General features: G+C 39.9%; 21 protein-coding genes and 1 pseudogene. 14 read left to right on the forward strand and 8 right to left on the reverse strand.

Annotated features, from left to right (window positions below):
- Nucleotides 1-167 precede the first annotated feature (167 nt).
- From nudC to WH214_RS07560, 9 genes are all read left to right on the forward strand, one after another.
- Nucleotides 168-941: an NAD(+) diphosphatase gene (nudC, locus tag WH214_RS07520; RefSeq protein ID WP_004981580.1), complete on the forward strand. Its 774-nt coding sequence runs from the start codon at nt 168-170 to the stop codon at nt 939-941.
- 169 nt (nt 942-1,110) lie between these two features.
- Nucleotides 1,111-1,659, forward strand: a complete 549-nt coding sequence (locus WH214_RS07525; protein ID WP_004981577.1) for a lipocalin family protein — start codon at nt 1,111-1,113, stop codon at nt 1,657-1,659.
- Nucleotides 1,660-1,793: 134 nt separating this feature from the next.
- Nucleotides 1,794-2,780, forward strand: a complete 987-nt coding sequence (locus tag WH214_RS07530; protein WP_234623123.1) for an acyl-CoA desaturase — start codon at nt 1,794-1,796, stop codon at nt 2,778-2,780.
- Nucleotides 2,777-4,060 (forward strand): NAD(P)/FAD-dependent oxidoreductase, encoded by a 1,284-nt coding sequence (locus WH214_RS07535; RefSeq protein WP_062034221.1) that lies wholly within the window; start codon nt 2,777-2,779, stop codon nt 4,058-4,060. Before WH214_RS07530 ends, WH214_RS07535 begins: the two co-directional genes overlap by 4 nt.
- Before the next feature lie 9 nt (nt 4,061-4,069).
- Complete coding sequence (locus WH214_RS07540; protein WP_234623125.1) at nt 4,070-4,858, forward strand: DUF1365 domain-containing protein; 789 nt, start codon at nt 4,070-4,072, stop codon at nt 4,856-4,858.
- Nucleotides 4,855-6,060, forward strand: coding sequence for an SAM-dependent methyltransferase (locus tag WH214_RS07545; protein ID WP_062034219.1), 1,206 nt, complete (start codon nt 4,855-4,857; stop codon nt 6,058-6,060). Before WH214_RS07540 ends, WH214_RS07545 begins: the two co-directional genes overlap by 4 nt.
- Nucleotides 6,061-6,084: 24 nt before the next feature.
- Nucleotides 6,085-6,864, forward strand: coding sequence for a DUF1295 domain-containing protein (locus WH214_RS07550; RefSeq protein ID WP_339421574.1), 780 nt, complete (start codon nt 6,085-6,087; stop codon nt 6,862-6,864).
- An 8-nt stretch (nt 6,865-6,872) separates the two neighbouring features.
- Complete coding sequence (locus WH214_RS07555; protein ID WP_339993131.1) at nt 6,873-7,922, forward strand: SAM-dependent methyltransferase; 1,050 nt, start codon at nt 6,873-6,875, stop codon at nt 7,920-7,922.
- A gap of 35 nt (nt 7,923-7,957) precedes the next feature.
- Nucleotides 7,958-9,280, forward strand: coding sequence for a sensor histidine kinase (locus WH214_RS07560; RefSeq protein ID WP_035326925.1), 1,323 nt, complete (start codon nt 7,958-7,960; stop codon nt 9,278-9,280).
- A 17-nt stretch (nt 9,281-9,297) separates the two neighbouring features.
- Here the strand turns inward: WH214_RS07560 and WH214_RS07565 are convergent, their stop codons facing one another.
- The 4 genes from WH214_RS07565 to WH214_RS07580 form a co-directional block, all read right to left on the reverse strand.
- On the reverse strand, nt 9,298-9,984 hold the full coding sequence (locus WH214_RS07565; RefSeq protein ID WP_004981566.1) for a response regulator transcription factor: 687 nt from the start codon (nt 9,982-9,984) through the stop codon (nt 9,298-9,300).
- A gap of 11 nt (nt 9,985-9,995) precedes the next feature.
- On the reverse strand, nt 9,996-10,493 hold the full coding sequence (locus WH214_RS07570) for a chalcone isomerase family protein (RefSeq protein WP_339421572.1): 498 nt from the start codon (nt 10,491-10,493) through the stop codon (nt 9,996-9,998).
- A complete protein-coding gene (locus WH214_RS07575; protein WP_339421571.1) occupies nt 10,469-11,041 on the reverse strand; it encodes a nuclear transport factor 2 family protein in 573 nt (190 codons plus the stop codon). Before WH214_RS07575 ends, WH214_RS07570 begins: the two co-directional genes overlap by 25 nt.
- A gap of 120 nt (nt 11,042-11,161) precedes the next feature.
- Nucleotides 11,162-12,043 (reverse strand): LysR family transcriptional regulator, encoded by an 882-nt coding sequence (locus WH214_RS07580; protein ID WP_234623128.1) that lies wholly within the window; start codon nt 12,041-12,043, stop codon nt 11,162-11,164.
- A 102-nt stretch (nt 12,044-12,145) separates the two neighbouring features.
- Between WH214_RS07580 and trpB the strand changes: the two genes are divergently transcribed.
- Together trpB and trpA are read left to right on the forward strand one after the other, a co-directional pair.
- A complete protein-coding gene (gene trpB / locus WH214_RS07585) occupies nt 12,146-13,357 on the forward strand; it encodes a tryptophan synthase subunit beta (RefSeq protein WP_234623129.1) in 1,212 nt (403 codons plus the stop codon).
- Entirely contained in the window at nt 13,354-14,139 is a 786-nt protein-coding gene (gene trpA, locus WH214_RS07590; protein ID WP_168158495.1) for a tryptophan synthase subunit alpha, read from the forward strand. Before trpB ends, trpA begins: the two co-directional genes overlap by 4 nt.
- A gap of 123 nt (nt 14,140-14,262) precedes the next feature.
- Here the strand turns inward: trpA and ribA are convergent, their stop codons facing one another.
- Together ribA and WH214_RS07600 are read right to left on the reverse strand one after the other, a co-directional pair.
- Nucleotides 14,263-14,865 (reverse strand): GTP cyclohydrolase II, encoded by a 603-nt coding sequence (ribA, locus tag WH214_RS07595; RefSeq protein ID WP_168158494.1) that lies wholly within the window; start codon nt 14,863-14,865, stop codon nt 14,263-14,265.
- Between the two features lie 458 nt (nt 14,866-15,323).
- Nucleotides 15,324-16,055, reverse strand: a pseudogene (locus WH214_RS07600) (Fic family protein).
- A gap of 147 nt (nt 16,056-16,202) precedes the next feature.
- On the opposite strand from WH214_RS07600, the gene WH214_RS07605 reads away from it, so the two are divergent.
- Nucleotides 16,203-17,201, forward strand: a complete 999-nt coding sequence (locus WH214_RS07605; protein ID WP_339993135.1) for a Fic family protein — start codon at nt 16,203-16,205, stop codon at nt 17,199-17,201.
- Between the two features lie 549 nt (nt 17,202-17,750).
- Here the strand turns inward: WH214_RS07605 and WH214_RS07610 are convergent.
- Nucleotides 17,751-18,977, reverse strand: a complete 1,227-nt coding sequence (locus WH214_RS07610; protein ID WP_339421570.1) for an acetamidase/formamidase family protein — start codon at nt 18,975-18,977, stop codon at nt 17,751-17,753.
- 957 nt (nt 18,978-19,934) lie between these two features.
- On the opposite strand from WH214_RS07610, the gene WH214_RS07615 reads away from it, so the two are divergent.
- Together WH214_RS07615 and wecB are read left to right on the forward strand one after the other, a co-directional pair.
- On the forward strand, nt 19,935-21,113 hold the full coding sequence (locus tag WH214_RS07615; RefSeq protein WP_339421569.1) for a tetratricopeptide repeat protein: 1,179 nt from the start codon (nt 19,935-19,937) through the stop codon (nt 21,111-21,113).
- Nucleotides 21,114-21,115: 2 nt separating this feature from the next.
- Nucleotides 21,116-22,261, forward strand: coding sequence for a non-hydrolyzing UDP-N-acetylglucosamine 2-epimerase (gene wecB, locus WH214_RS07620; protein WP_339421568.1), 1,146 nt, complete (start codon nt 21,116-21,118; stop codon nt 22,259-22,261).
- A 1-nt stretch (nt 22,262) separates the two neighbouring features.
- Here the strand turns inward: wecB and WH214_RS07625 are convergent, their stop codons facing one another.
- The gene (locus tag WH214_RS07625; protein ID WP_339421567.1) at nt 22,263-23,132 is read right to left on the reverse strand and encodes a hypothetical protein; all 870 of its coding nucleotides are present in this window, start codon (nt 23,130-23,132) and stop codon (nt 22,263-22,265) included.
- Nucleotides 23,133-23,134: the final 2 nt, after the last annotated feature.

Genomic DNA, 23,134 nt, shown 5'->3' on the forward strand with positions numbered 1-23,134 from the left:
TGAATAGTGTGAAAATTATGTGATTTTAATCAAAAAGATACAAATTATTATGGTTGTAATTCAAGTAGCTCACGCCTAGTATCTGGCTTGAAGTTACTCCATGTGAGCTTCCTTAGTTTTGTCCCATACACCCCTCTGTATGGGATTTTTTTAATCAGGGAATTGTCATGAGCATGCATTCAAAAGCGTATATTTTTAGACAGCAGCAATTACTAGTAGATGAGCATTTTCAGTTGCCGCAGGTAGAAAGACTGCAGCACGACCTAAACCTGTCGGAAAATTGCGAGATCATTGCTCGTGACCTGAAAGAAGACGAACCGGTGCCGGAAGGTTATCAGCTGGTTCCAATCCGGCAACTGGTGCAAGTCTGGAGCAGACCGCAGTTTGAACAGGCCAGCCGTGCGGTACAGTTACTGGAATGGCGCCGTAACCACCGCTTTTGCAGTAAATGTGGTCACGTCACCCAGCAGCATGTCAGCCAGTATGCCATGATCTGTCCATCCTGTGGCTATAACCAGTATCCGCGGGTGAATCCCTGTGTGATTACCATCATTACCCGAGGTACAGATGAAATTCTGCTGGCAAAAAATGCTCGCAACAAAACCCAGATGTACAGCCTGATTGCAGGCTTTGTTGAAGTTGGAGAAACCCTGGAAGAGGCAGTAAGCCGTGAAACGCTGGAAGAAGTGGGACTACAAATCAAAAATATTCAATATCTAGCCAGTCAGCCGTGGCCGTTTCCCAGCAATCTGATGATGGCCTTCAAGGCAGAATATCAGGGAGGGGAAATTCAGATTCAAGAAAATGAACTCAGCGATGCGCAATTTTTTAAATTTGATCAGTTACCCGAGATTCCGTTTAAGGGCAGTATAGCCTATACCATGATTCAGCATGTGATACATGGAACGCCTGTTGCAGATGACAGCAAAAAATGGCTTTGAAAAAGTAATCTTGTTTGGGTCTCTCAAATAAACTGCAATAACGCATTAGGTAGTGAATATTCAGATGGCATTTCCTGATCTGGAGAAACTGAATCGCATCATTTGATCTTCACGCTTTGTTCACATCTAGCTGGGTTATCTTAATCCTGAGATCCAACAAGGCTAAAAAATGAAGATGCGATTTAAGTCTGCTTTTGCAGCGATAGCACTGTCTATCATCAGCTTAAATACAACAACTCAAGCAGAAACTGCTGCGCCTCAGGCAGTTGATCGGGTAGATATACAGAAGTATGCCGGTAAATGGTATGAAATTGCGCATTTACCGATGTATTTTCAGCGTAAATGTATAGCTAATATCACGGCACAATATAGCGTCAATGCCGATCAAACTATCGGGGTATTGAATAGCTGCCGAATTGCCAATGGCGAGATAATTAGCTCTGAAGGTGTTGCGTATTCGCAAAATCAGGGGAACAGCAAACTGAAGGTCAGCTTTTTGCCTAAAGGTTTAAGATGGATACCCTTTACTAAAGGTCATTACTGGGTATTACGAGTAGACCCGGAATATAAAGTGGCACTGGTGGGTGGCCCAAGTAATAAATACCTATGGATTTTGTCACGTGAACCGCAACTAGATGAAGCAACTTATCAGTCATATATAGACACTGCGAAAGATTATGGCTATGACGTGACAAAACTTATCAAATTGCCTCATTAATCTGCTAACCTTTTGCCGAACTGATAAATCTCTCAACAGTTCGGTTTTTTTATTTACTTCACATAAAATTCATACCTGACTGATTACACTCATCAAATAGAATAAATACAATCGCTCGAAAGTAGGATGAGTCCATGTTGAAAACTCTGATGCGATGGATAGACAGCTGGTCCACACCCACAGCGCCCGAAACACTGACGGCTGAAAACAGCAAGATTCAGTGGCAGCGGATTTTACCCTTTATTCTGTTGCATCTGGCTTGTCTAGCAGTGTTCTGGGTGGGAGTGTCGTGGTTTGCAGTGGGCTTTATGCTGCTGTTCTACCTGATTCGTATGTTTTCCATTACGGCTTTTTTTCATCGCTATTTATCGCATAAAACCTTTCAGACCTCGCGTCCAGTGCAGTTCCTATTTGTATTACTAGGCACCATGAGTGCACAGCGTGGCCCCTTATGGTGGGCAGCCCATCATCGTTATCACCACCGCTATACAGATTCTTCACAAGACCCGCATTCATCTACCCACGGTTTTTGGTATAGCCATGTGGGTTGGTTTCTGAATGAATATAACTTTACCACGCGTAAAGAAGTCATCAAAGACTGGCTGAAATATCCGGAATTAATCTGGCTAGACCGGTTTAGTCTAATTGTGGTGCTGTTGACCGCGGGTGGGATTTATGCACTAGGAGAATGGTTGGCAATAGCTTGGCCGCAACTGGGGACTTCCGGCTTGCAATTACTGGTCTGGGGATTTGTGGTGTCCACCGTGTTACTGATCCATGCCACCTTATGTATCAATTCACTGGCGCATCATTACGGCAGCCGTGATTTTGACACTGATGATCAAAGCCGCAACAATTTATTCTTGTCTATCATTACCTTGGGCGAAGGCTGGCACAACAATCACCATTATTATGCAGGCAGTACGCGACAGGGCTTTTACTGGTGGCAGATTGATGTGACCTATTACCTCCTAAAAATTATGTCTTGGCTCGGGATAGTCTGGGGTTTAAAGCCAATTCCAGCGCGGGTCTATGACGTCAGTAAAATTGCACAAGCTCGAAAACAGAGAAAAGTAGCCAAAACAGGCGCTCCTACTATTCATTCGAAGGAATCACCATGAAAATTGCGATTATTGGTTCAGGTATTTCCGGTTTGTATGCGGCTTGGAAATTAGGTAAAGTGCATGACGTTACCGTCTTTGAAAAGAATAACTACTTTGGCGGTCATACCGATACCCATCAGTTGAATATAGATGGCGAACAGGTCGCGGTGGACAGTGGCTTTATTGTATTTAATGAGCATAACTATCCACTGTTCTGTGCAATGCTCAAAGAACTCGGGATTCAATCGCAAAGCAGTGACATGGGCTTTTCGGTGAACAATCAGGTCACTGGCTTGCAGTACAATCCTTCAAAAAAATTCTCGCTGTTGTTCCGACCGCAAAACTTCTTTAACGCTGATTTTCGCGTGATGTTGTCGGATCTGTTCCGTTTCTATGCGGCGAATAAAGATATTGATGTTGAACAGGTCGATGCACAGCTCAGTATTGATGCATATCTCAATCGACATGACTATTCCGAAGCCTTTCGTCAGGAACATCTCTATCCGATGTGCGGGGCGCTATGGTCTTGTCCAGTAGAGCAAGCTGGACAGATTCCGTATAAATTTGTGGTGAGCTTTTTTCAGCACCATCGTATGTTGCAGCTGAAAGAGCGACCTTCGTGGCTTACGGTCAAGGGTGGATCAGCTCGTTATGTTCGTGCCATTCAGGCCCAATCGAATATGACTTTCCGCAAGACAGGTGTGCTTCATGTATCCCGTAGTGCCAATGATGTAGTGATTGAAACTGGACAGGGCAGTGAACGTTTTGACTGGGTCATTTTTGCCAGCCATGCTGATGATAGCTTGAATTTACTTACAGACCCGTCAGCGCAAGAGCGGGAAGTACTTGGCAAGTTTCGTTATCAGGATAACCATATGGTGGTGCATTCCGATACTCATATCATGCCCAAATCCAGACACCAATGGGCCAGCTGGCATGTACATGTGACACCTAGTCGTGCAACCGAATCAACTCCATTCCAGCATAGTGGCATGCATTATGGTTTCAGTTACTGGATGAACCAGTTGCAAAACCTGAATTGTAAAACTCAAATCTTTGCCACACTCAATCCTAACTTTAACCTCGATCCGAAAAAAATATGGGTAGAACGATATTACCGTCATCCAGTATTTGATGCTGCCGCGATTGAGGCACAACAACGTTGGGCTGAGGTTAATGGTCAGAACCGGACGTCATACTGTGGTGCCTACTGGGGCTGGGGCTTTCATGAAGATGGAGCGCGTAGTGCTTCATGGGTTGTAAATCAGTTGCTGCAACACACTGAGCAAGCGGCTTAGGAGTACAGAATGCAAATGTATCCACTGGCTATCGCTTCTACCGAAATTCGCCATCGTCGCTATTTGCCCAAATCACATGCTTTTGAAGTGAAGCTTAGCTATTTATGCTTTGATCCGGATCAACTGGCAAATTTTACCCAAAAATCTTGGTTCTGGTCTTCTAGTCGCTGGAATTTATTGACCTTGGATCAACGTGACTTTCTAAACATGGAATATGGCTCGATTCGGCAGAAAGTTGCACGGTTACTGATCAAGCACGTAAACTATCATTTACCACATGCTGCATCTATTCGTGTACTGGCTTTACCACGCACACTGGGTTTTCGTTTTAATTCTGTGGTGTTTTATTTGATCTTTGATACGACCGATCAACTGATTTTTATACTGAGTGAAATCACCAATACACCGTGGAATGAACGTCAGGTGTACATTCACGATTGTCGGCACAATGTAACTAAACATACGCCTTACCAGAGCCACCAGTTTGACTTTAAAAAGGCCTTTCATGTGTCGCCATTCATGCCGATGTCACTGGATTACCGTTGGCGTTTTAGCTTTTCAGAACAGCAAAATGTGATTCATATGCAGTTGTTTGAACAAGAAATATTGCAATTTGATGCCACCATGAAATTTAAGCTGCAAGCCATCACACTTCCTTCACAGCAACATCGATATGCTGTATTAAAAGTTCTTGAGCCCTTTAGGATGGTGAGCGGGATTTATCTACATGCTTTGCGGTTATGGAAAAAGAAAATTCCGTTTTATCGGCATCCTAAAAAAGAAAAAGGAAAGACATGACTATGAAAACACTGTTAATGGGAGAGCATACCGAACTGCCGATAGTCCTACGCCATATGCTGAAATTGCGTCATGGTCAGTTGATATTTAAAGGTATCTGGAACGGTCTGGTCGGGGAAAACTATAGTGATTTGCATGCAGTAATTCAAGTTCATGACGAACGCCTTATCGATTTGCTGTTCCGTAATGGTGTACTGGGGGCAGCAGAAGGCTTTATTCGTGGTTACTGGAGCAGTGAAGATCTGGTCAATGTAATTCGTATTCTAGCGCGTAATCGAGATGTGCTTGATCGGATGAATCAAAATGTAGTGGCAAAAGCCAGCCAGTTGGTACTCAAGGCTTGGTATAAATCCCGCAAGAATTCGATTGATGGTAGTCGTCAGAATATTGCTGAGCATTATGACTTGAGCAATGATTTTTTTAAATTGTTCTTAGATTCCAGCATGATGTATTCCAGTGCGGTGTTTAAAGAACCCTGTATGAGCTTGGAACAAGCTTCAGATTATAAAAAAGAACTGATCTGCCAGAAACTTCAATTGCAACCGATGGACCATTTGGTCGAAATTGGCAGCGGCTGGGGAGGCTTTGCCATTTATGCGGCTCAGCATTATGGCTGTAAGGTGACCACCATTACCATTTCCAAAGCTCAGTACGATGAAGCAATCGCCCGAGTTGCTGAAGCAGGGCTGTCTCATCGGGTGTCTGTACAGCTTCAGGACTACCGTTTACTCGAGGGTAAATACGACAAATTGGTGTCCATTGAAATGATTGAAGCAGTCGGTGAGCAGTATTTACCGACTTATTTCCGAAAATGTCGTGAGCTTCTCAAGCCGAATGGTCTAGCCTTGATACAGGCGATTACGATTGAAGATGCACGTTATGTTAAAGCTTTAAATACGGTGGATTACATTAAGCGTTATATTTTCCCCGGTAGTTTTATTCCATGTATCAGTGTGATGACGCAAACGGCTTCTGAGCAAAAACTTCGTCTCAAACATCTGGAAGATATTGGTCAAAGCTACGCACAAACCCTGAAGTGTTGGCGCCAGCGTTTTCTGGAGCAGCGTGATCAAGTGCTGCAACTTGATTTTGATGAGCGTTTTATCCGCATGTGGGATTTTTATCTGTGTTATTGCGAAGGTGGTTTTAGGGAAGGTGTGATCAGTGATGTGCATTTGCTGTTTGAAGCCAGTGCTTACTAAGCAGAAATAAAACAGGAGGGCGACATGCTGCTAGATTTATTTTTGCTCAATGTCTTCATCATGCTCTGTAGCTGGGTGTTGGTGACCTATAACCGCAGAGCAGGGCTGGTGGATGTCGCTTGGAGTTTCAGTATTGCCCTTAATGTGATTATTGCCGCTTGGGCGATTGACAGTGCACCGATGTTGGTTCGGTTATTTCTGGGACTGGCGAGTGGGATCTGGTTTTCTCGGCTGACTTGGCATCTGTTACGGCGCTATTCCAATGAAACCCAAGAAGACACGCGTTATGCCAACATGCGCCGAGCGATGGGGGATTATCAGCATCTTGGTTTTCTGGTGTTTTTTATATTTCAGGCAGGTTTGGCCCTACTGTTTTCTTACCCAATGCTGAAGCTGTTGAGTCTTCCGACCCAGCAGTGGAATGACTGGACTTTGGTCACTGTGATTGTGGCTGGCATGATCATGCTATCGGCTTTGATAGGCGAAAGCACTGCCGATCAGCAACTTTACCGTTTTAAGCTAGATCCACAGAATCAAGGTAAAACCATGGATCAGGGCTTGTGGAAATACTCGCGCCATCCGAATTATTTTTTTGAATGGCTGCATTGGTTTGCCTATCCAGTGCTCGGTCTGGCAGTCGGATGCTATGAATTATGGATTTATCCGCTGCTGATGTGGCTATTCCTGTACTACCTTACGGGTATTCCTTTTAGTGAAAAACAGGCGCTCACCCACCGTGGTGACAACTATAAAGACTATCAACGACGAACTTCAATGTTTATTCCGTGGCCACCCAAAGAGTAGGTAAATACATGGACTTTATGATTCAAAAAACCTTAGAACTGATCGAAAATGGCAAGGTGCCAGACCCAGTGATTCGTGCTGGTATTAAAATCTTGAGCAAAAAACGATTGGCACAAGAAGGTCGGTTTGACCCCGCATTGGCAGCGCAGCGCTATATGGATGTGCTGACCATGCTGAAAAACAGCGAAATTGCCATTGAGACAGACAAAGCCAATGAGCAGCACTATGAACTGCCGACCGCATTTTTTCAGGCAGTCCTCGGTAAGCGCCTGAAATATAGTGCGAGTCTCTTTGAACATGCCGATACGACGCTAGATCAAGCCGAAGAGGCCGCTCTTGCCTGCTATTGCCAGCGAGCGCAACTGAAAGACGGGCAGGATATTTTGGAAATTGGCTGTGGCTGGGGTTCTTTAAGTCTGTATATGGCCGAGCATTATCCAACGGCCCGTATTACAGTCGTGTCAAATTATTCAACGCAGCGTGAGCATATTCAGGAACAAGCCCGTTTAAAAAAACTGGATAACCTTAATGTGATCACTTGTGATGTCAATGTGTTGCAACTTGAACCTGCGTCATTTGACCGTGTGGTTTCGGTGGAGATGTTTGAGCATGTACGCAACTATCAAAAACTGTTTGAAAATATCAGTATTTGGCTCAAACCAGATGGTTTACTGTGGTGTCATATTTTCTGTCATCGTTTCTTGCATTATCCGTTTGAAGTCAAAAATGAGTTTGACTGGATGTCGCAATATTTCTTCAGTGGTGGGTTGATGCCGGCAGCCTCAACTTTCCTACATTTTCAGCAGCATTTGCAGCTAGAACAGCACTGGCAATGGGCGGGTACGCAGTATGAACGTACCGCAAATGCTTGGCTAGAGAATATGGATGGTAAACAGGCCGAGCTAAAGCCCCTGTTTGAACAAACCTATGGTGCGGATGCCGCAATCTGGTGGCAGCGCTGGCGGATTTTCTTTATGGCCTGTGCCGAGCTGTTTGGTTATGACCATGGACGCGAGTGGGTCATTGGCCACTTTCTGTTGAAGAAGAAAGCCGTATAATTGAACAGTGGGATGGGCCAGCGGGGAATGCATCAATGTTAAAGCTGTTTAGGGACAAACGTGATCATCCTCTGGGTGAGGTGTTTAACCGCTACTACTGGCTGCAAATCGGATTCATTGCCTTGTCTGTGGTGATTGGGATTGGCTTCAGTGCCTGGGTGATTAAAGGTTCTTTGCTCAGAACGGCGCTAGAACAGGAAATGTCACACTACTGGCAGCGACTGGAACGTAACCCTGCCGCAGAATTGCCCGACACCAAAAACCTGTATGGTTACCGCTGGAACACTGTGCCACCCTCCCAATTTAAGAATATGTCACTTGAGCAAGGGGTGAATCGGCATTTTGTCGATGGTAAGGAACGCATGACCGTTTATGGCGAAAAAGATGGGCAGCATGTCCTGTTGGTCTTTGGCGAAAGCAATGTCAATAAACTGGTCTGGCTGTTTGGTCTGGCACCATTGATGGTCAGCTTGTTTGTACTTTATAGTATGTTATGGTGGTGGAACCGTCGTGCCCGGCGCTATTTTTCTCCCATTACCAGGCTTGCCAACGCACTGGAACATATTGATTGGGAAGATTATAAAAATCAGGCTTCACCGTTTCATGACATCCGGACTGATTCAAATCTGGAAGCGGAATATCTGAAGCAGGCGCTAGAAAAATATCATCAGGTATTAAGCGAGTTTATTCAGCGTGAACGTGAATTTACTGGTGATGTCAGTCATGAGCTTCGCACACCACTGACCATCTTAAAAGGCAATGTGCAGTTGTGTCAGGCACGCTATGGGGACAATAAATCATTTACTCGCTTGAACAACACCATTGAAGACATGCAACTATTAGTTGACACACTACTGGCTATCGCCCGCAATACCACCAATACTTTAACCGCTGAATCGACTATGCTTTCAGAATGTCTGGAGAATCTAGTTCAGGATCTGGATAGTGTTAGCCATAACAAAGGTATGCGGATAAATTTTCAAAAAGATCTAAACGAACAGCCACGTAAACTTTACCCGTCGATGACCAAAATGGTATTTGGCAATATTTTGCGGAATGCACTGAATTATTCACAAGGCACAGAAATTGATGTCATTTTGCAAAAAAATACAGTATTGATTGCAGATAATGGTGTCGGCATTCCTTTACCGAATAACTCAAAGGTACAAGAACTGTCGGGGCAGCAATTGCAATTAGAGATCAAAGGTCATGGCATTGGACTGCAATTGGTACAGAAGTTGTGCAAGCAGCTTGGCTGGCGAGTGGAATTGTTTGATCGGCAGTATTATCTCAATACCCATCAGGATGTTGATCTGGCGATGACGACTGGACTGATTGTCGTCGTGTATTTAAATTAAGGCTGGGCTTCTAGAGCTTAAGCTTCTAAAGTGATCTTTAACCCTACACCAGATATGGTGTGAATTAGTTTTTGCTCAAAAGGCTTATCGACCATTTTACGCAAATTATAAATATGACTACGCAGGGCATCGCTCTCAGGCTCTTGATCCCCCCAAAGCTCTATCATAATTTCCTGTTTAGTCAGAACTTTAGGTGAATGACGCATCAGTAGTTTGAGCAGTTTGAATTGAATGGGGGGCAGTTCAATGGTTTGTCCTCCACGAGTCAGTTGCTGTGTTGCAGGGTCCAGAATAAGATCATGAATTTGAAGACGGCTAGAGGAGACTTCACCCTGTGAACGCTTGATCAGAGCTTTGACTCGAACCACCAGCTCATTAAAGTCAAATGGCTTGACTAGATAATCATCCGTGCCTGAATTGAAACCTTTGAGTTTGTCATTCAACGTATCGCGTGCGGTGAGCATCAGCACAGGGAGGTCCATACCTTCTTTATTTCGTAGCCATTCACATAGTTCATAACCCGAACCATCAGGTAAGTTAATATCTAAAAGTAAAATATGATAGCGTTGCTGCTTGAGCAATTGGCGCGCAGCATTTAGGTTTCGAGCATGATCGACCACAAAACCATGCTCTTCTAGAAACTCGCATAAGGTAGATGCCAGTTCGTAATGATCTTCAACCATCAAAATAAAATGTTTAGACATAACTGTAGAGACTACTTTATTAATTGCTGTTTTAATTTAGCACTAAATGGCTGAGGACCTAGCCATATATTAAAATATTGCTGGGCTAATGGGTTCTGGAGTTGTCCCTGCAGTTTCTGGTTTAAGTATAGGCTTAATGTGTGTGTGGCATGGCTATATTTTAGTTGGTATAGATCTCCTGAGTTCACTGGACGATACATATCGGTGATTGGATTGAAAACAGCCTGAATTTTTTGATCTTTGATATTACGTTGGAGTAGATGTCTGGCTGCACGTTTGAATGCCCATTCTGGAATATTCTGCGTATAGGTAAAATCCATCTGCATGTTTTGGCCTTGCCAAGGCTGATTACAGTTTTGCGCAAAGTAACTGGCCACACCGACCTGTTTTTGTCCCACCATTAGTGGGCCATTACCACATTTATTTAAGGTTTGTGCATGCGCCCACGAACCGAAACTCCCAAGCATCAGTACAGTGGTTATGGCTACTTTTTGAAAGGCAGTACCCATGAATAGGTTCCTCCTACATAAGGCAAAGAACGATACAGACCATTGGCCGGATCCCAGAAGTCTTGTTGGAAAATAATCTGATGGTTTGGGTTGACCTTTATTTCACTGATTCCAAAAGAATCCATTGTTCGTATCTTCCCAAACATTTTAAAATCATAAACCATATGCCAATGCACATAGGCTGAGTCTTGATGATATGAAGTATTTAATAGACTGACAGTTACATTACTAACCCGCTGGTTCATACCCTGAAAATGTTCAAGCAGTTTTTTACGCGATGAAAATTGCGACAGAGTATCGTTAATAAAAAGCTGATCTGCATACAGTGCTCCAGCATTTTCAACGAATTTAGGTGTGCCCAAGGTATTAAATACCGAAGTGAAGCGGGTGCCGATTTCTAGTGCTTTTGCATCATCTAAGGGTATTCCCTGAATACTCGCTCTGGCATTTGCATAATCAGAGGAATAACGAGGAACACTTTTGCATCCTGACAGTAAAAGCACTGGTAAGGATAAAGCAATTGCCATTAACGTTTTGACATGATTCATGTTCACTGTCCATCTTCACAGTTTATCCTCTCACTTTAGATAAGCTGAAGTGAATAGAATGTGAAGATAGATGCTAAAGACAGTACATTGAATCGAATTTTTAAATCAAAAAAATAATTTTTAACCTTTTTCTCCAGTCATTAACCAATTAATGATATTCATGACATCACGATTTTCATTATTTTTTCTGACCATTGCATAAAAATTATAGTCACAATAGATAAAACCAAAAGGTGCAATTACTCTTCCATTTAATATTTCTTTTTCTATTAGAATTTGAGGTGCTATGGCAATTCCTAATCCAGACACAGCAGCTTCTATCATCAAATTAAGACGATCAAAATAACGATCATTCGCTTTTGGGGAAAAGTTAATTTTGGACTGATCAAACCATGTATGCCATGCGCTTTTATTTGAGTGGGTATGAAGTAATGGATAATTTAAAAGATCATGTTTTGTATGGAGAGGATTTATTTCCCGACTACAAATAGGCCCCATGTTATCGGGAAATAAAAGATATTTATTCAAAAAGTTGGAAAGTATATGATTCTCACTGATGCTATTGATAAATATGTCAACTTTCTCTTTTTCTAACAATTTTAAGTCATTACATGTCATTAATTTGATATGGATATTGGGATAAATGACTTCGAGCTTTTCTAATCGAGGAATCAGCCAATTTGCCATAAAACTATGAGAAGCACCTATTACCACCTCTACCTCTGACGTTTTATTTGTTAACTCAAAGACACATTGTTCTAAACGATTAAAAAGATGCGTACAAACTAGAGATAATTCTTCTGCATCCTTTGTCAGAGAGATGGTAGAGGAATGTCGAATAAACAATTTTTTATCCAACCATTCTTCTAACTGCTTTATTTGGTGGCTAATCGCGCTATGGGTGACACACAATTCTTCCGCAGCTAAGCTGAAACTTTTATTTCTGGCGACTGCCTCGAATGCTTTTAAAGCATTAAGGGGAGGTAATGTTCTGCGTTTCATGTTGTAAAATTTTCTAACACCCTAAGCTCAAAATATATCAATTATCAGAAAAATGAAAATATTTTAAGATCAAACAAGTTTTGATAGTAAAAGAGATATGAGATGACAACCCCTTATACAGGTAATGGTCCTGATGACTTGGGATTTTTTGGTAAATTTGGCGGATCTTACATGCCAGAGAGCTTAATGCCAGCACTTCGAGAATTAGAGCAAGCCTTTAATACTGTTCGGCACAAACCTAAATTTTGGGCTGAATATCAGCAGATTTTAACGGACTTTGTTGGTCGTCCTAGTCCTCTTTTTTATGCAAAAAACCTAACAGCTTATGCGGGAGGTGCTCGAATATATCTCAAGCGAGAAGATTTGAACCATACGGGTGCGCATAAAATCAATAATTGTGTTGGGCAAATCTTATTAGCCAAATTTATGGGGAAAACTAGAATCATTGCAGAAACTGGTGCTGGACAACATGGTGTTGCAACAGCAACTGTTTGTGCACTGTTTAAGATGAAATGTACCATTTTTATGGGAGAAACAGACATTCAGCGCCAACAAGTGAATGTTGAACGCATGAAATTACTCGGTGCTGAAGTCAGAAGTGTTCAAAAAGGTCGTAGGACCTTAAAAGATGCGATGAACGAAGCATTACGTGACTGGATTAGTCATGTTGATACAACCTATTATCTGTTGGGTACTGGTGCAGGTCCTCATCCATATCCCATCATGGTCAGAGAATTTCAAAAAATTATTGGTCTAGAAGCCAGAAACCAAATACTCCTCAAAGAAAATAAACTGCCTGATGCTTTGGTTGCTTGCGTTGGTGGTGGATCAAATGCATTAGGGTTGATGCATCCTTTTCTAGAAGACCTGAATGTCAAAATGTTTGGCGTTGAGGCAGGTGGAAAAGGAACAAATAGCGGTGAACATGCGGCCTCTATTTGCAAAGGTCAAGTCGGTGTGCTGCATGGTAATTTAACCTATTTATTACAAGATTTAGATGGACAGATTTTAGAGGGCCACTCTATATCAGCTGGCTTAGATTATCCTGGTGTCGGCCCTGAACATGGCCTTCTGTTTGAAACAGGACGTGTGACATATACGGCTATAACCGATCAAGACGCTGTAAATGCATTTCAGCTTTTAAGCCAACAGGAGGGCATTATTCCTGCTCTTGAGAGTTCTCATGCGATTGCATATGCGATTCAACTTGCTCAAGAAATGCAGCCAGAACAGATCATTATTGTCAATTTAAGTGGCAGAGGTGACAAAGACTTAAACACGGTAAAAAAATATCTTGCAGGAGCTACAGCATGAACCGTCTAGATCAAAAATTAGAGCAATTAAAACTGGAAAATCGAAGCGGTCTGGTTTGTTATTTTACTGCTGGAGATCCTAATTTCGCAGAAAGTTACCGTCTGTTAAGCCAATTGGGTCAAGCTGGAGCTGACATTATCGAAGTTGGCATTCCTTTTTCAGATCCAGTGGCAGATGGTGAGATCATTCAGGCAGCACATCTTAGGGCATTAAGTGCAGGTCAAACGGTAAAACAAACCATTGAGTTGGTAAAAGCAATCAGGCTACATGATGAAAAAACACCAATAATTTTCATGACTTATTTAAATCCGATTATGCAATATGGTTTTGAGACACTTATCGCCGAAACAGAAAATCTTATAGATGGAATATTGATTTTAGATGCTCCCTATGGATATCGAGAAAACTTTGAAGTGCAATTAAATGAAAAAAATATGCATTTAATTGCAATGACAGCGCCGACTACCCCAATTGAAAGGTTAGAGCAAATTTCAGCGCGTGCGACAGGTTTTTTATATCATGTTGCAGAAAATGGTTTAACAGGAGGAGACTTCAATCTGCTTAATCTTGAGAAAAAGATTGCTGAAATTAAACCTATTTTTAATATTCCTGTTGCAATTGGCTTTGGGATCAAAAATGAAAACCACGTTAAAGCACTAGCCAATAAAGTAGATCTTATTATCATTGGCTCAGCGCTTGTCGATACTTTTTTTAATAAGGGAATGAATGCGACTTTAGAAAAAGTCACAGCTTTTTCGAAAATCCTGAGAGAAAATAAATAAGATCCTGCTTCTTTAATCACGATTTTTTTAAGTTAATTTAATAATAACCATATGTGATAAAACCTTCTCCCGAAAGGGAGATCGAACTTTGGATGTGGAGTTTTTTCTAAAAGTGATCGCTTTTTAAAAATCACTATTATCATATAGATGTGACATGCGTTTTTGCTTTGTTTCGAGATAACTCTTATTAAAGCTATTTAAGCCTACTTTCAAAGGAATACGTTCAACTACGTTAATCCCTAAATCATTCAAAGATTTGATTTTAAATGGATTATTGGTAATTAACTTGACGTCTTTTATTTGTAAATAATCAAGCATTATTGTACACATATCATACCTGCGAGCATCTGCTGGCAGGTTTAATAATAAATTGGCATCAAGAGTATCATGTCCTTGGTCTTGAAGTGCGTAGGCACGAATTTTATTGGTTAGTCCTATGCCACGGCCTTCTTGGCGTAAGTATAAAATGACTCCTTGACCTGCATCATTAATCATTTTCATGGTTGAGTGTAATTGTGGACCACAATCACATTTGAGTGATCCAAAAGCATCACCTGTTAAGCATTCTGAATGTATTCTGACCAGTACAGGTTGATTGGGAGCGGCATTCATCCCTTTAGCAAGAGCGATATGTTCTTCACCAGTACTTTGATCTTGAAATGCTATAATTTCAAAATCGCCAAATGCAGTAGGTAACTTTGATTTGGAAACAAATTCTATAGCCACGGAAGAATACACCTATATAAATTTATATTTGATACAATTTACTTAATCTATCTTAAAAGCATCGGCCGAATTTTTTGCAGTTATAAATTTCAGCGTTTTACTTCCAATTAAAGAGTATGTATCTGATAGTGAATTTTATGTGAAATGTTATTTAGAATATTTTATTAGCGTTCTGCTTTGTTGCAAAAACACTCAAAAGCTGAGGCTTGCCTAAACCATCAATATTTAAGATAAGTTGGGTTTTTTGTATAGTTAATTGAATTTATTGAATAAGTTAATAAAGGTAGGGTTGTGGTAAGGTCAATTCTTTGTATGATAGGTTCTATGTGTAGGCTTCTTCATTCTGAAATTATATTGCTGAACAATTTTTTGAGAACAGCTTTAGGCAACAAGGCTCTAATAAACTAAAATGTCCTTAGCAGCAGTACAAATAAAGAAACATGTAACTTGGAGTAACTCTAAATTCCTAAAATTATCTGATATGGTTTAAATCCTTCGATCACCGCTTCAGAAATCAACTGGATAAAAGCTTCAGTTTTGTCATAAGACATCCATTGATCTAAAGCTTCATAATAAGCTAAACGATTCTCTACAGTAATCACGCATGGTGGATAACCAGCTTTCATTAATTCCAAGTTCATTAGTAAACGTTATGTACAACCATTACCATCAATAAAGGGATGAATACCAACGAAATCAGAATGTACTTTGGCTGCATGTTCAATGGGATGAAATGTATAGGCAGCACTATTATAGCAATCAACTAAATGAGCCATCTTGTCATTTAACAGAGTGTAATCAGGGGGCGTAGTTGTAGCACCAGAGATTAAGATATTCTGTTGGCGATAGAGACCTACATTTTCATCATCGATATTTTTTAGAATAAGTTGGTGTATATTTCTTATCTGGCACTCTGAAAATGGTTCTTTCTTGCGAATAATGTCTTCAACGTAGTAGATTACATTTCTATGATTAATTACTTCGAATTGATCTTTTAATTTTTTACCGCCGACAGTAATACCTTCTAATACGACTTTGGTTTCTAATAGGCTGAGTCTATTTCCTGAGATAGCATTTGAGTGAAAGATCCAGCGAAGAAAAAGATCATTTTCAATGTTTTTTGAAGTAAAGTCTGACAAAGACCTGCTTTGATCAAGTTTATTCTTAAGACTATCAATAATTGCAAACAAATGGATAACCTCTCAGTATTTACGACTAGAATTGATTGCTCTTTTGGTCAGTAAAAAAATATATATGAATGACTTATGTTTTAAGTTTTGAGAAATTGATATTTTAGAGTTTAATTAACTAGAACCTTTATGTTATTTAGGAATGGCATGAAATATCAACCGCCTTATACAATCACCTCTAAAATTATTCACTTGATTGCACAAATTAGTGAATCAATAGGGCGTTTGACTGCATTAACCCAAATTCAAGATAGTCTTAAATTGCGAAAAGCCAATCGTATTCGAACGATTCAAGGGTCTTTAGCGATTGAAGGGAATACCTTGAGTACAGAGCAAATCACAGCGATCCTGAATGGCAAGACCATTATCGCTCCACCTAAAGAAGTTCAAGAGGTACGTAACGCCCTAAAGGCATATGAAGAAATTCAAGATTGGAATCCTGATCAAGAATCGCATTTGCTTAAAGCACATCAAATATTGATGACAGGATTGATTGATGAGGTTGGACAGTATCGTCATGGTGGTGTTGGTGTGATGTCAGGGGATCAAGTCGTGCATATGGCTCCGCCTGCAAATCAAGTTGACCGTTTAATGGGAGAATTATTGCAGTGGTTGGCTGAAGGCAATGAGCACCCATTAATTCAGAGTTCAGTATTTCATTATGAGTTTGAGTTTATACATCCATTTGCTGATGGCAATGGGCGTATGGGGCGTTTATGGCAAACTTTAATCTTAAGCCAGTGGAATCCAATTTTTCTCAATATCCCTGTAGAAAGCTTGATTTATCAAAACCAAAAAGCTTATTACTATGCATTGCAAGCGAGCATAGATCGTTCAGATTCTGCACCTTTTATTGAGTTTATTTTGCAGATGATTCTAGATGCAATACTCAGTTCTGATGCCAGCGATCAAGATACCGCTCAAGCTAGCGTACAAGTTAGCGATCAAGTTAAACGTCTCATCCAGAATATGGAGCAGAAGGAATATAGCCTAACTCAGCTGATGGCTCTATTAGACTTGTCCCACCGAGCAACATTCCAAAAAAATTATTTAACTCCAGCATTAGAAGCAGGTGTGGTTGAACGCACTCTTCCTGATAAGCCTAAGAGTCCTAAGCAAAAATACAAATTGAAAATTGAGTTATAATGAGGTTAAGGGGTTATTTGTACTATATTTGAAAATAATTGAAATGATATAACATTGTAATTATTTTCAAATATAGTGTTCTGCTATAATGCTGCATACCATTTCAAATCCTGAATTTGGATTTGAACAAGATATTAAAGCGATTCAATGCACTAAATCTAAGTTGGGTCAAAATTGGGTCAATGAAATATATTTTTTGTTATAAATTACATAAAAACAGTTGCTTGGGTTTTGAGTTCAATTGACGCCACCTCCACCAAATTCCTAACAAAACATACCTAAATATGTTTTAAATAGTAGATGAAAGGCTTGATTCTAAAGAGATCAAGCCTTTTTTCTTGCTTGAATATAAAAGTAAATAGTATTGCTTTCAATTTATCCTAGCATATACTTTTAAGGTAAGTTTTCGACTTGTTGTGTACTAAATAACTTGCAGTTTTAAGAAACTTTGAAGGAATGTGTACCTATATAAATTATCATAAGAGTACTCATTGCTCCCTTGAAAGCCAGATTACAAAGTTAGCTTTCAAAGGAGAATTATTTTTAGGATTATTTTTGTTCTTCACTAAACTCTTTGAAGTCTGCTTTACGTATTTTAGCGTGTATGCCTTTAGTTCTATCTACAACTTGTGAAACTTCAAAGTCTGTAGCTGCGCTTAAGTAAGCATAAGCGAGTGCTTCATCAATCCCATACTCCTGGTTTAAAAAACGAATTGCTTCACGAGTAGATTTTTTCATTGCTTCATCTAAATCTTCATCTAATCCTGGTGTAATCCAGAATTCAGCATTCTCAGCTAAGGGTTGTACAATTTCCTTACCTGGGATTTTATCTCTGCCTGTTTTTAATAAAGTAAATTTAAGCGTTGCGCGTGCGGATGCCTCAAGCGCTGTTAGTGCAACTTCACCATCGCCCTGCGCAAAATGACTGTCACCTGTATAGAAAAGTGCACCAGAGACTTGTATTGGATAATATGCCGTTGATCCAGCACCTAATTCATTAATATCGATATTCCCGCCATACATTGCTGGAGGTACAGAATGTACAGGCTCAGATGTGTTAGCCGCTACCCCCATAATGCCCATAAATGGATATAGTGGAAAACGAATTGCTTTCCCTGACTCTGTTTTCAGAACACCCTCATATTCACCTGTGGCATTTTTTTCTATAGGTGTAAATACCGAAACATTACCATAGCGTTCTGGATGAGTAGCAGAAGCATTTTCTTGTTTTGGTTTCTTAGGAAACTCGCCAACCAATGCACCTTTACCATGACGGTTAGAAATTACGCCATAAGGAACACGCGGTTCAACCTTAATCACCTCTACTTTTAAGATATCTCCCGGTTGAGCACCTTGTATTTCAATAGGCCCAGTCACTATATGTGGGCCATCTTTATGAAAATCATGTTTTAAATTCGATTTTGTAATAGTTTTTGCTTCATCTAAGATATAAGCATCCTTAACACCTTTTGATTTAAAGTACTTTTCTGCATCGCGCCCTTGGTCTTCTAATAAGCCTTCATGTGAAACTGTATCGAAAGTCACCACACTTCCAGAAGGAACAGAAATAACAGGTTTAGCATCTTTATTTGGTAAATATCCCCAAGTTACAGTATTTAAGGTCGAAGGTACATAATAATTACCTTTGTACTCACCATCTTTTAGTTGAACGGGTTTATTTGATATTTGCTTAAGAACATTAAAACTATCTGCATAGACAACTGAAGTACCAAGAGTACTGAAAATAAAAAGTGATAGGAGTGTGCGCTTAAACATAGAATATACCTTAAATAATTAAAAATATTGCAAGTATGTCTATAGCAAATTCTATGCCACAGCGAAAACATTATTATTGAAAGGTTTAAATGAAAAATGCACTATTGGTATATATTTATTTGATTAAATTTAGTGCATTCGTACTAAGTGATAAAGCACTGAAATTTTAAGTAGCGAGATACTCTAATGGGGATGTATTAGATAACAAGAATGAGGGAGACATTGGATTTATACTCAAAATTTTTAATTAAATGATTTAACCAATTTAATTAAAACTGTGCTCTATCAGTTTAAGATCATGCTAAATTTTTAAGTATTTAACTTATGTGTGTCGGTATGGATAAATTAAAATAATTTAATTCACATATGTTAGAGGTTGGGAATGATACGCGTAATGTTAAGCCTTAATAAAAAGTGACTTGTACGAGTTCCTTGGTTGTGTGTTAAACAGTTTTTATAAGCTAGATTTTGCATTCTACGCAAACCATTTAGACCATATACCAACAGTCTAAATGGTAAGTTTTAGAAACTAAAATCTTTATTTGATTCCTAGGTTATAATTCTGTCTTTTCCTATTGTACAAGTACTATACCAACTAAAAATCGTGTAGTATTTTTCATCCAAAAGATTATTCAAATTAAATGAAAGTGATAGTTAGTCGTTGATTTGATAATTTGCCATTGCTTCAACTAACCAATAATCGGAGACTGTATATTTAATAGGATCTGTGGATTGTTGATATTGCGCTATGTCTCATCTTGCCAACGAATACGGCAACCTATTGCTAAACTACAACTAACTTATTTGATAACTGATATAAATTGAGAATTCATTTTCAGGTGTTAAAGTTCTTTTTTATAAAGAATATATGTAGTTTGGTAACCAATATTAACTATCTCAAACTTAAAAACAAATTGCTGATATATTGCTCTAGAGACCGCTAATTTACTATTTAGAATGAAAAATTTACATATAATTTCAAGTGCTTGTGTGTTAGCTGTGAGTTCCTTTGTACACGCTCAAGTAGAAGTTACGCCTGAAGCATATGCTTTATGGAGTGAATATTATCAAACAGAAAATAATGACTTAGAAAAAGCGAATGAAATTTTACAAAAATTAAGCTTAAAAACCCCTCAAGATCCGAAAGTTTGGAAAACATGGGCATATTTAGAACTACGAAAAAAAAATAATTCCCAAGCTTTAACTTACATAGATCGTGCTCTAACGCTTAATCCAGAAGATGAAGAATTATTACTACAAAAAGCTTATTTGTTAAATATTGCACAGCGTAATCCAGAAGCTTTAGAGATATTTAAAAGGTTACAACATTCTTCAAATCTAGAAACTGCTGAGAAAGCTCGACAGTCAGTAAAGAATTTGACTGGAACAGAAAGCAGTTCATCTAAAATAAGTTTCTCAGATATTTACTTTTCGCCTTCTTTTGAAGGCCGTTATGACACCGCTATCTTGCCTCTAAAATTACGGTATGGACGCTATTGGGGGGAAGAAAACCGTGGGCAGGTTTATGGTTTTGCTAATGTTAACCGTGACACACGTTCAACGGGTGGAGCCCGTCCTGAAATTATTGATCAGAATGCCGCTATTTTAGGTGTTGGAGCGAATTATCGCCCTTGGGAATGGCCAATTTATTTGTATTTGGAAGTTGGGGGAAGTTATGACCTGATTGATTTAAATCGGGATAAATTTAGAGAAAGCATTAACTTTGGTCTAGCGGGCTATCAGGAATGGTATTGGCACAATGCTGAAACCACACACACACCAAGGCTGAACCAAAATCAATATTTTGCTGAACTATATGGTAATGCTGCAAGCTATTCCCGTGAAGATTATAACGTAATTGGTGATCTGCGCTTACGTACAGGTTGGAACATGAATCGTGATCATTTCGGTAATGTACAGGCCTATTTAAAATTACACAGCATTAACGACTCTAATAACGAGTTTTATAACAATTTGGCTGAGCTAGGGCCAGGAGTTGCTTGGCAACCTGAAAATTTTCCTATCAAATTACGGGTTGAGCAGATGTATGGCAAATATATCAGTGGTGCACCTGTATCAGGGAAAAGAACTTTTGATAATACACGAGTTGAACTGACCTATTACTGGAGCTTTTAACGATGCCGATTTATCTTTCTTTTATTTTTGGTACACGCCCTGAGCTGATTAAGCTGGCACCCGTAATTTTAAAAGCTAGACAAGATTCACGTTTTGAGGTGAATGTTGTATTCACAGGCCAGCATTTGGAGTTGGTGCAAGATGCAATTGAATTTTTTCAGATCGAAATTGACCATCATTTGCAAATTATGCAACCAGGAAAAAGCCTAAATATCTTATTAAGTAAGGCATTGAGCGAGCTCGATCAGGTCTATCGTGAAATGCCAAAATGTGACGTAATTATGGTGCAAGGTGATACAACAACCGTACTCGCTGGTGCTTTGGTGGCTTTTAATCTGAATATTCATTTGGCACATGTCGAAGCGGGATTACGTTCTTTTGACTTGATGCATCCTTTTCCAGAAGAAGGGAATCGGCAGTTGGTTTCGCGTTTGGCGCGTTGGCATTTTGCGCCAACTCAACTTTCTGCTGAAAATTTATACCAAGAAAATATTTCCAAACAGCAAATTTTTATTACAGGAAATACGGTCGTTGATGCGATTCATTATGCACGTGAGTTGATAGAGTCTTCTTCACAGCAGTCCCAACAAAGATTAGAAAGATTGGGGCTGAATTTGAGCGGGCAGCATCAATTGGTTTTGTTGACAGCGCATCGACGCGAGAACTTTGGTGAGGGTATTCAGAATATCTGTGCTGTGATTCATGAATTATGCCAGCGTTATCCGGAGCTACATTTCGCTTGGCCTGTGCATCTTAATCCTCAGGTTCATGACATTGCCTATAAAGAGTTTTCGAAGCATCCCCAAGTCCATTTATTAAAACCCTTGGATTATCCAGACTTACTCGCAATCTTGCAGGCGGCTCATTTTATTATGACGGATTCAGGTGGAATCCAAGAAGAAAGTCCAACTTATCAGAAGCCGGTACTTATTCTGCGGGACGTAACTGAGCGGCCTGAAGTGGTTGAAGCTGGCTGTGGCATACTGGTAGGTACAGATAAAGCCAAAATTATCAAAGTGTTTTCTCAGTTGATGGATGATTCTGTCTATTATCAACAGCATGCAGAAGTGGAAAATCCATTTGGTGATGGGCACGCTTCAGAACGTATCCTTGAGCAAATACTACAAGACTTAAAAGTAGCTGAATAAATTAGTAATTGATCTTCATCCATAGATAAAGCCAGAACACACTGGCTTTATCTAAATAATGTGGCCCATCAAAAATATATATTCGTTGCCCAGCATAAGCTCTCAGTTGCTTAGAAATTTCCCAGGGATAGGCTGCACGAAAACTTCCATCAGGTTTAGGCCGAAAAGCCTCTAAAATAATTACTACTCGGTTTTCACCAAACTCATTCTTAAGATTTTTATAAATGAGAGCAGCTTCTTCTGGACTGCGCGTGCCTACTCCTACACCATCTTGAAAGAAAACGTGAGCATTATCTGGCAGCCAACTTTCTAACCAATAATGTAAAAAAGGTGATTTACGATCAGCACTATAAATACTAATCCAGACAGGGCGTTTAAATTCGGAAACATGATGTGCTAGATTGGCAATCCCATGCCAACTTGGATCTGCTTCTACTGGGAAATAATAACCAGCAGGTTGTACAGGCAGCTTAGTATGGATTACTTGCTGGGATTGTAAAAAAAGCTGGTCTATATTTTCACGAGCTGCGGGTTCTTGATAATTTCCAGCTAAGCCCAAAATCACTTTTTTTGCCCAAGGTTGTTCAGCAATTGAGTTCCATTTAGGTTGATGCTCCCATTGTTGTGTAGGAATTTCCTTAAAAAAGGAATGTCCATCAACAATACTCCATTGGGTCACAAATGTATCAATCCCCAAGAGATGCCAGTTTCCAGAAGGGTGGCTGATTTGATCTACTTGCCAGAATATACCTTCAATTTTAGGGGGAATAGATTGTACATCTGCTCGAGTCATGAGCAATACCGAGCTAGTCACAGCTAAAGTGGGAAGAGCTAGGAGCACAAACAAACCTAAAATGAGGTATTTTTTCATCT

Source organism: Acinetobacter sp. MYb191, from assembly GCF_037572605.1.
Classification (GTDB): domain Bacteria; phylum Pseudomonadota; class Gammaproteobacteria; order Pseudomonadales; family Moraxellaceae; genus Acinetobacter; species Acinetobacter johnsonii.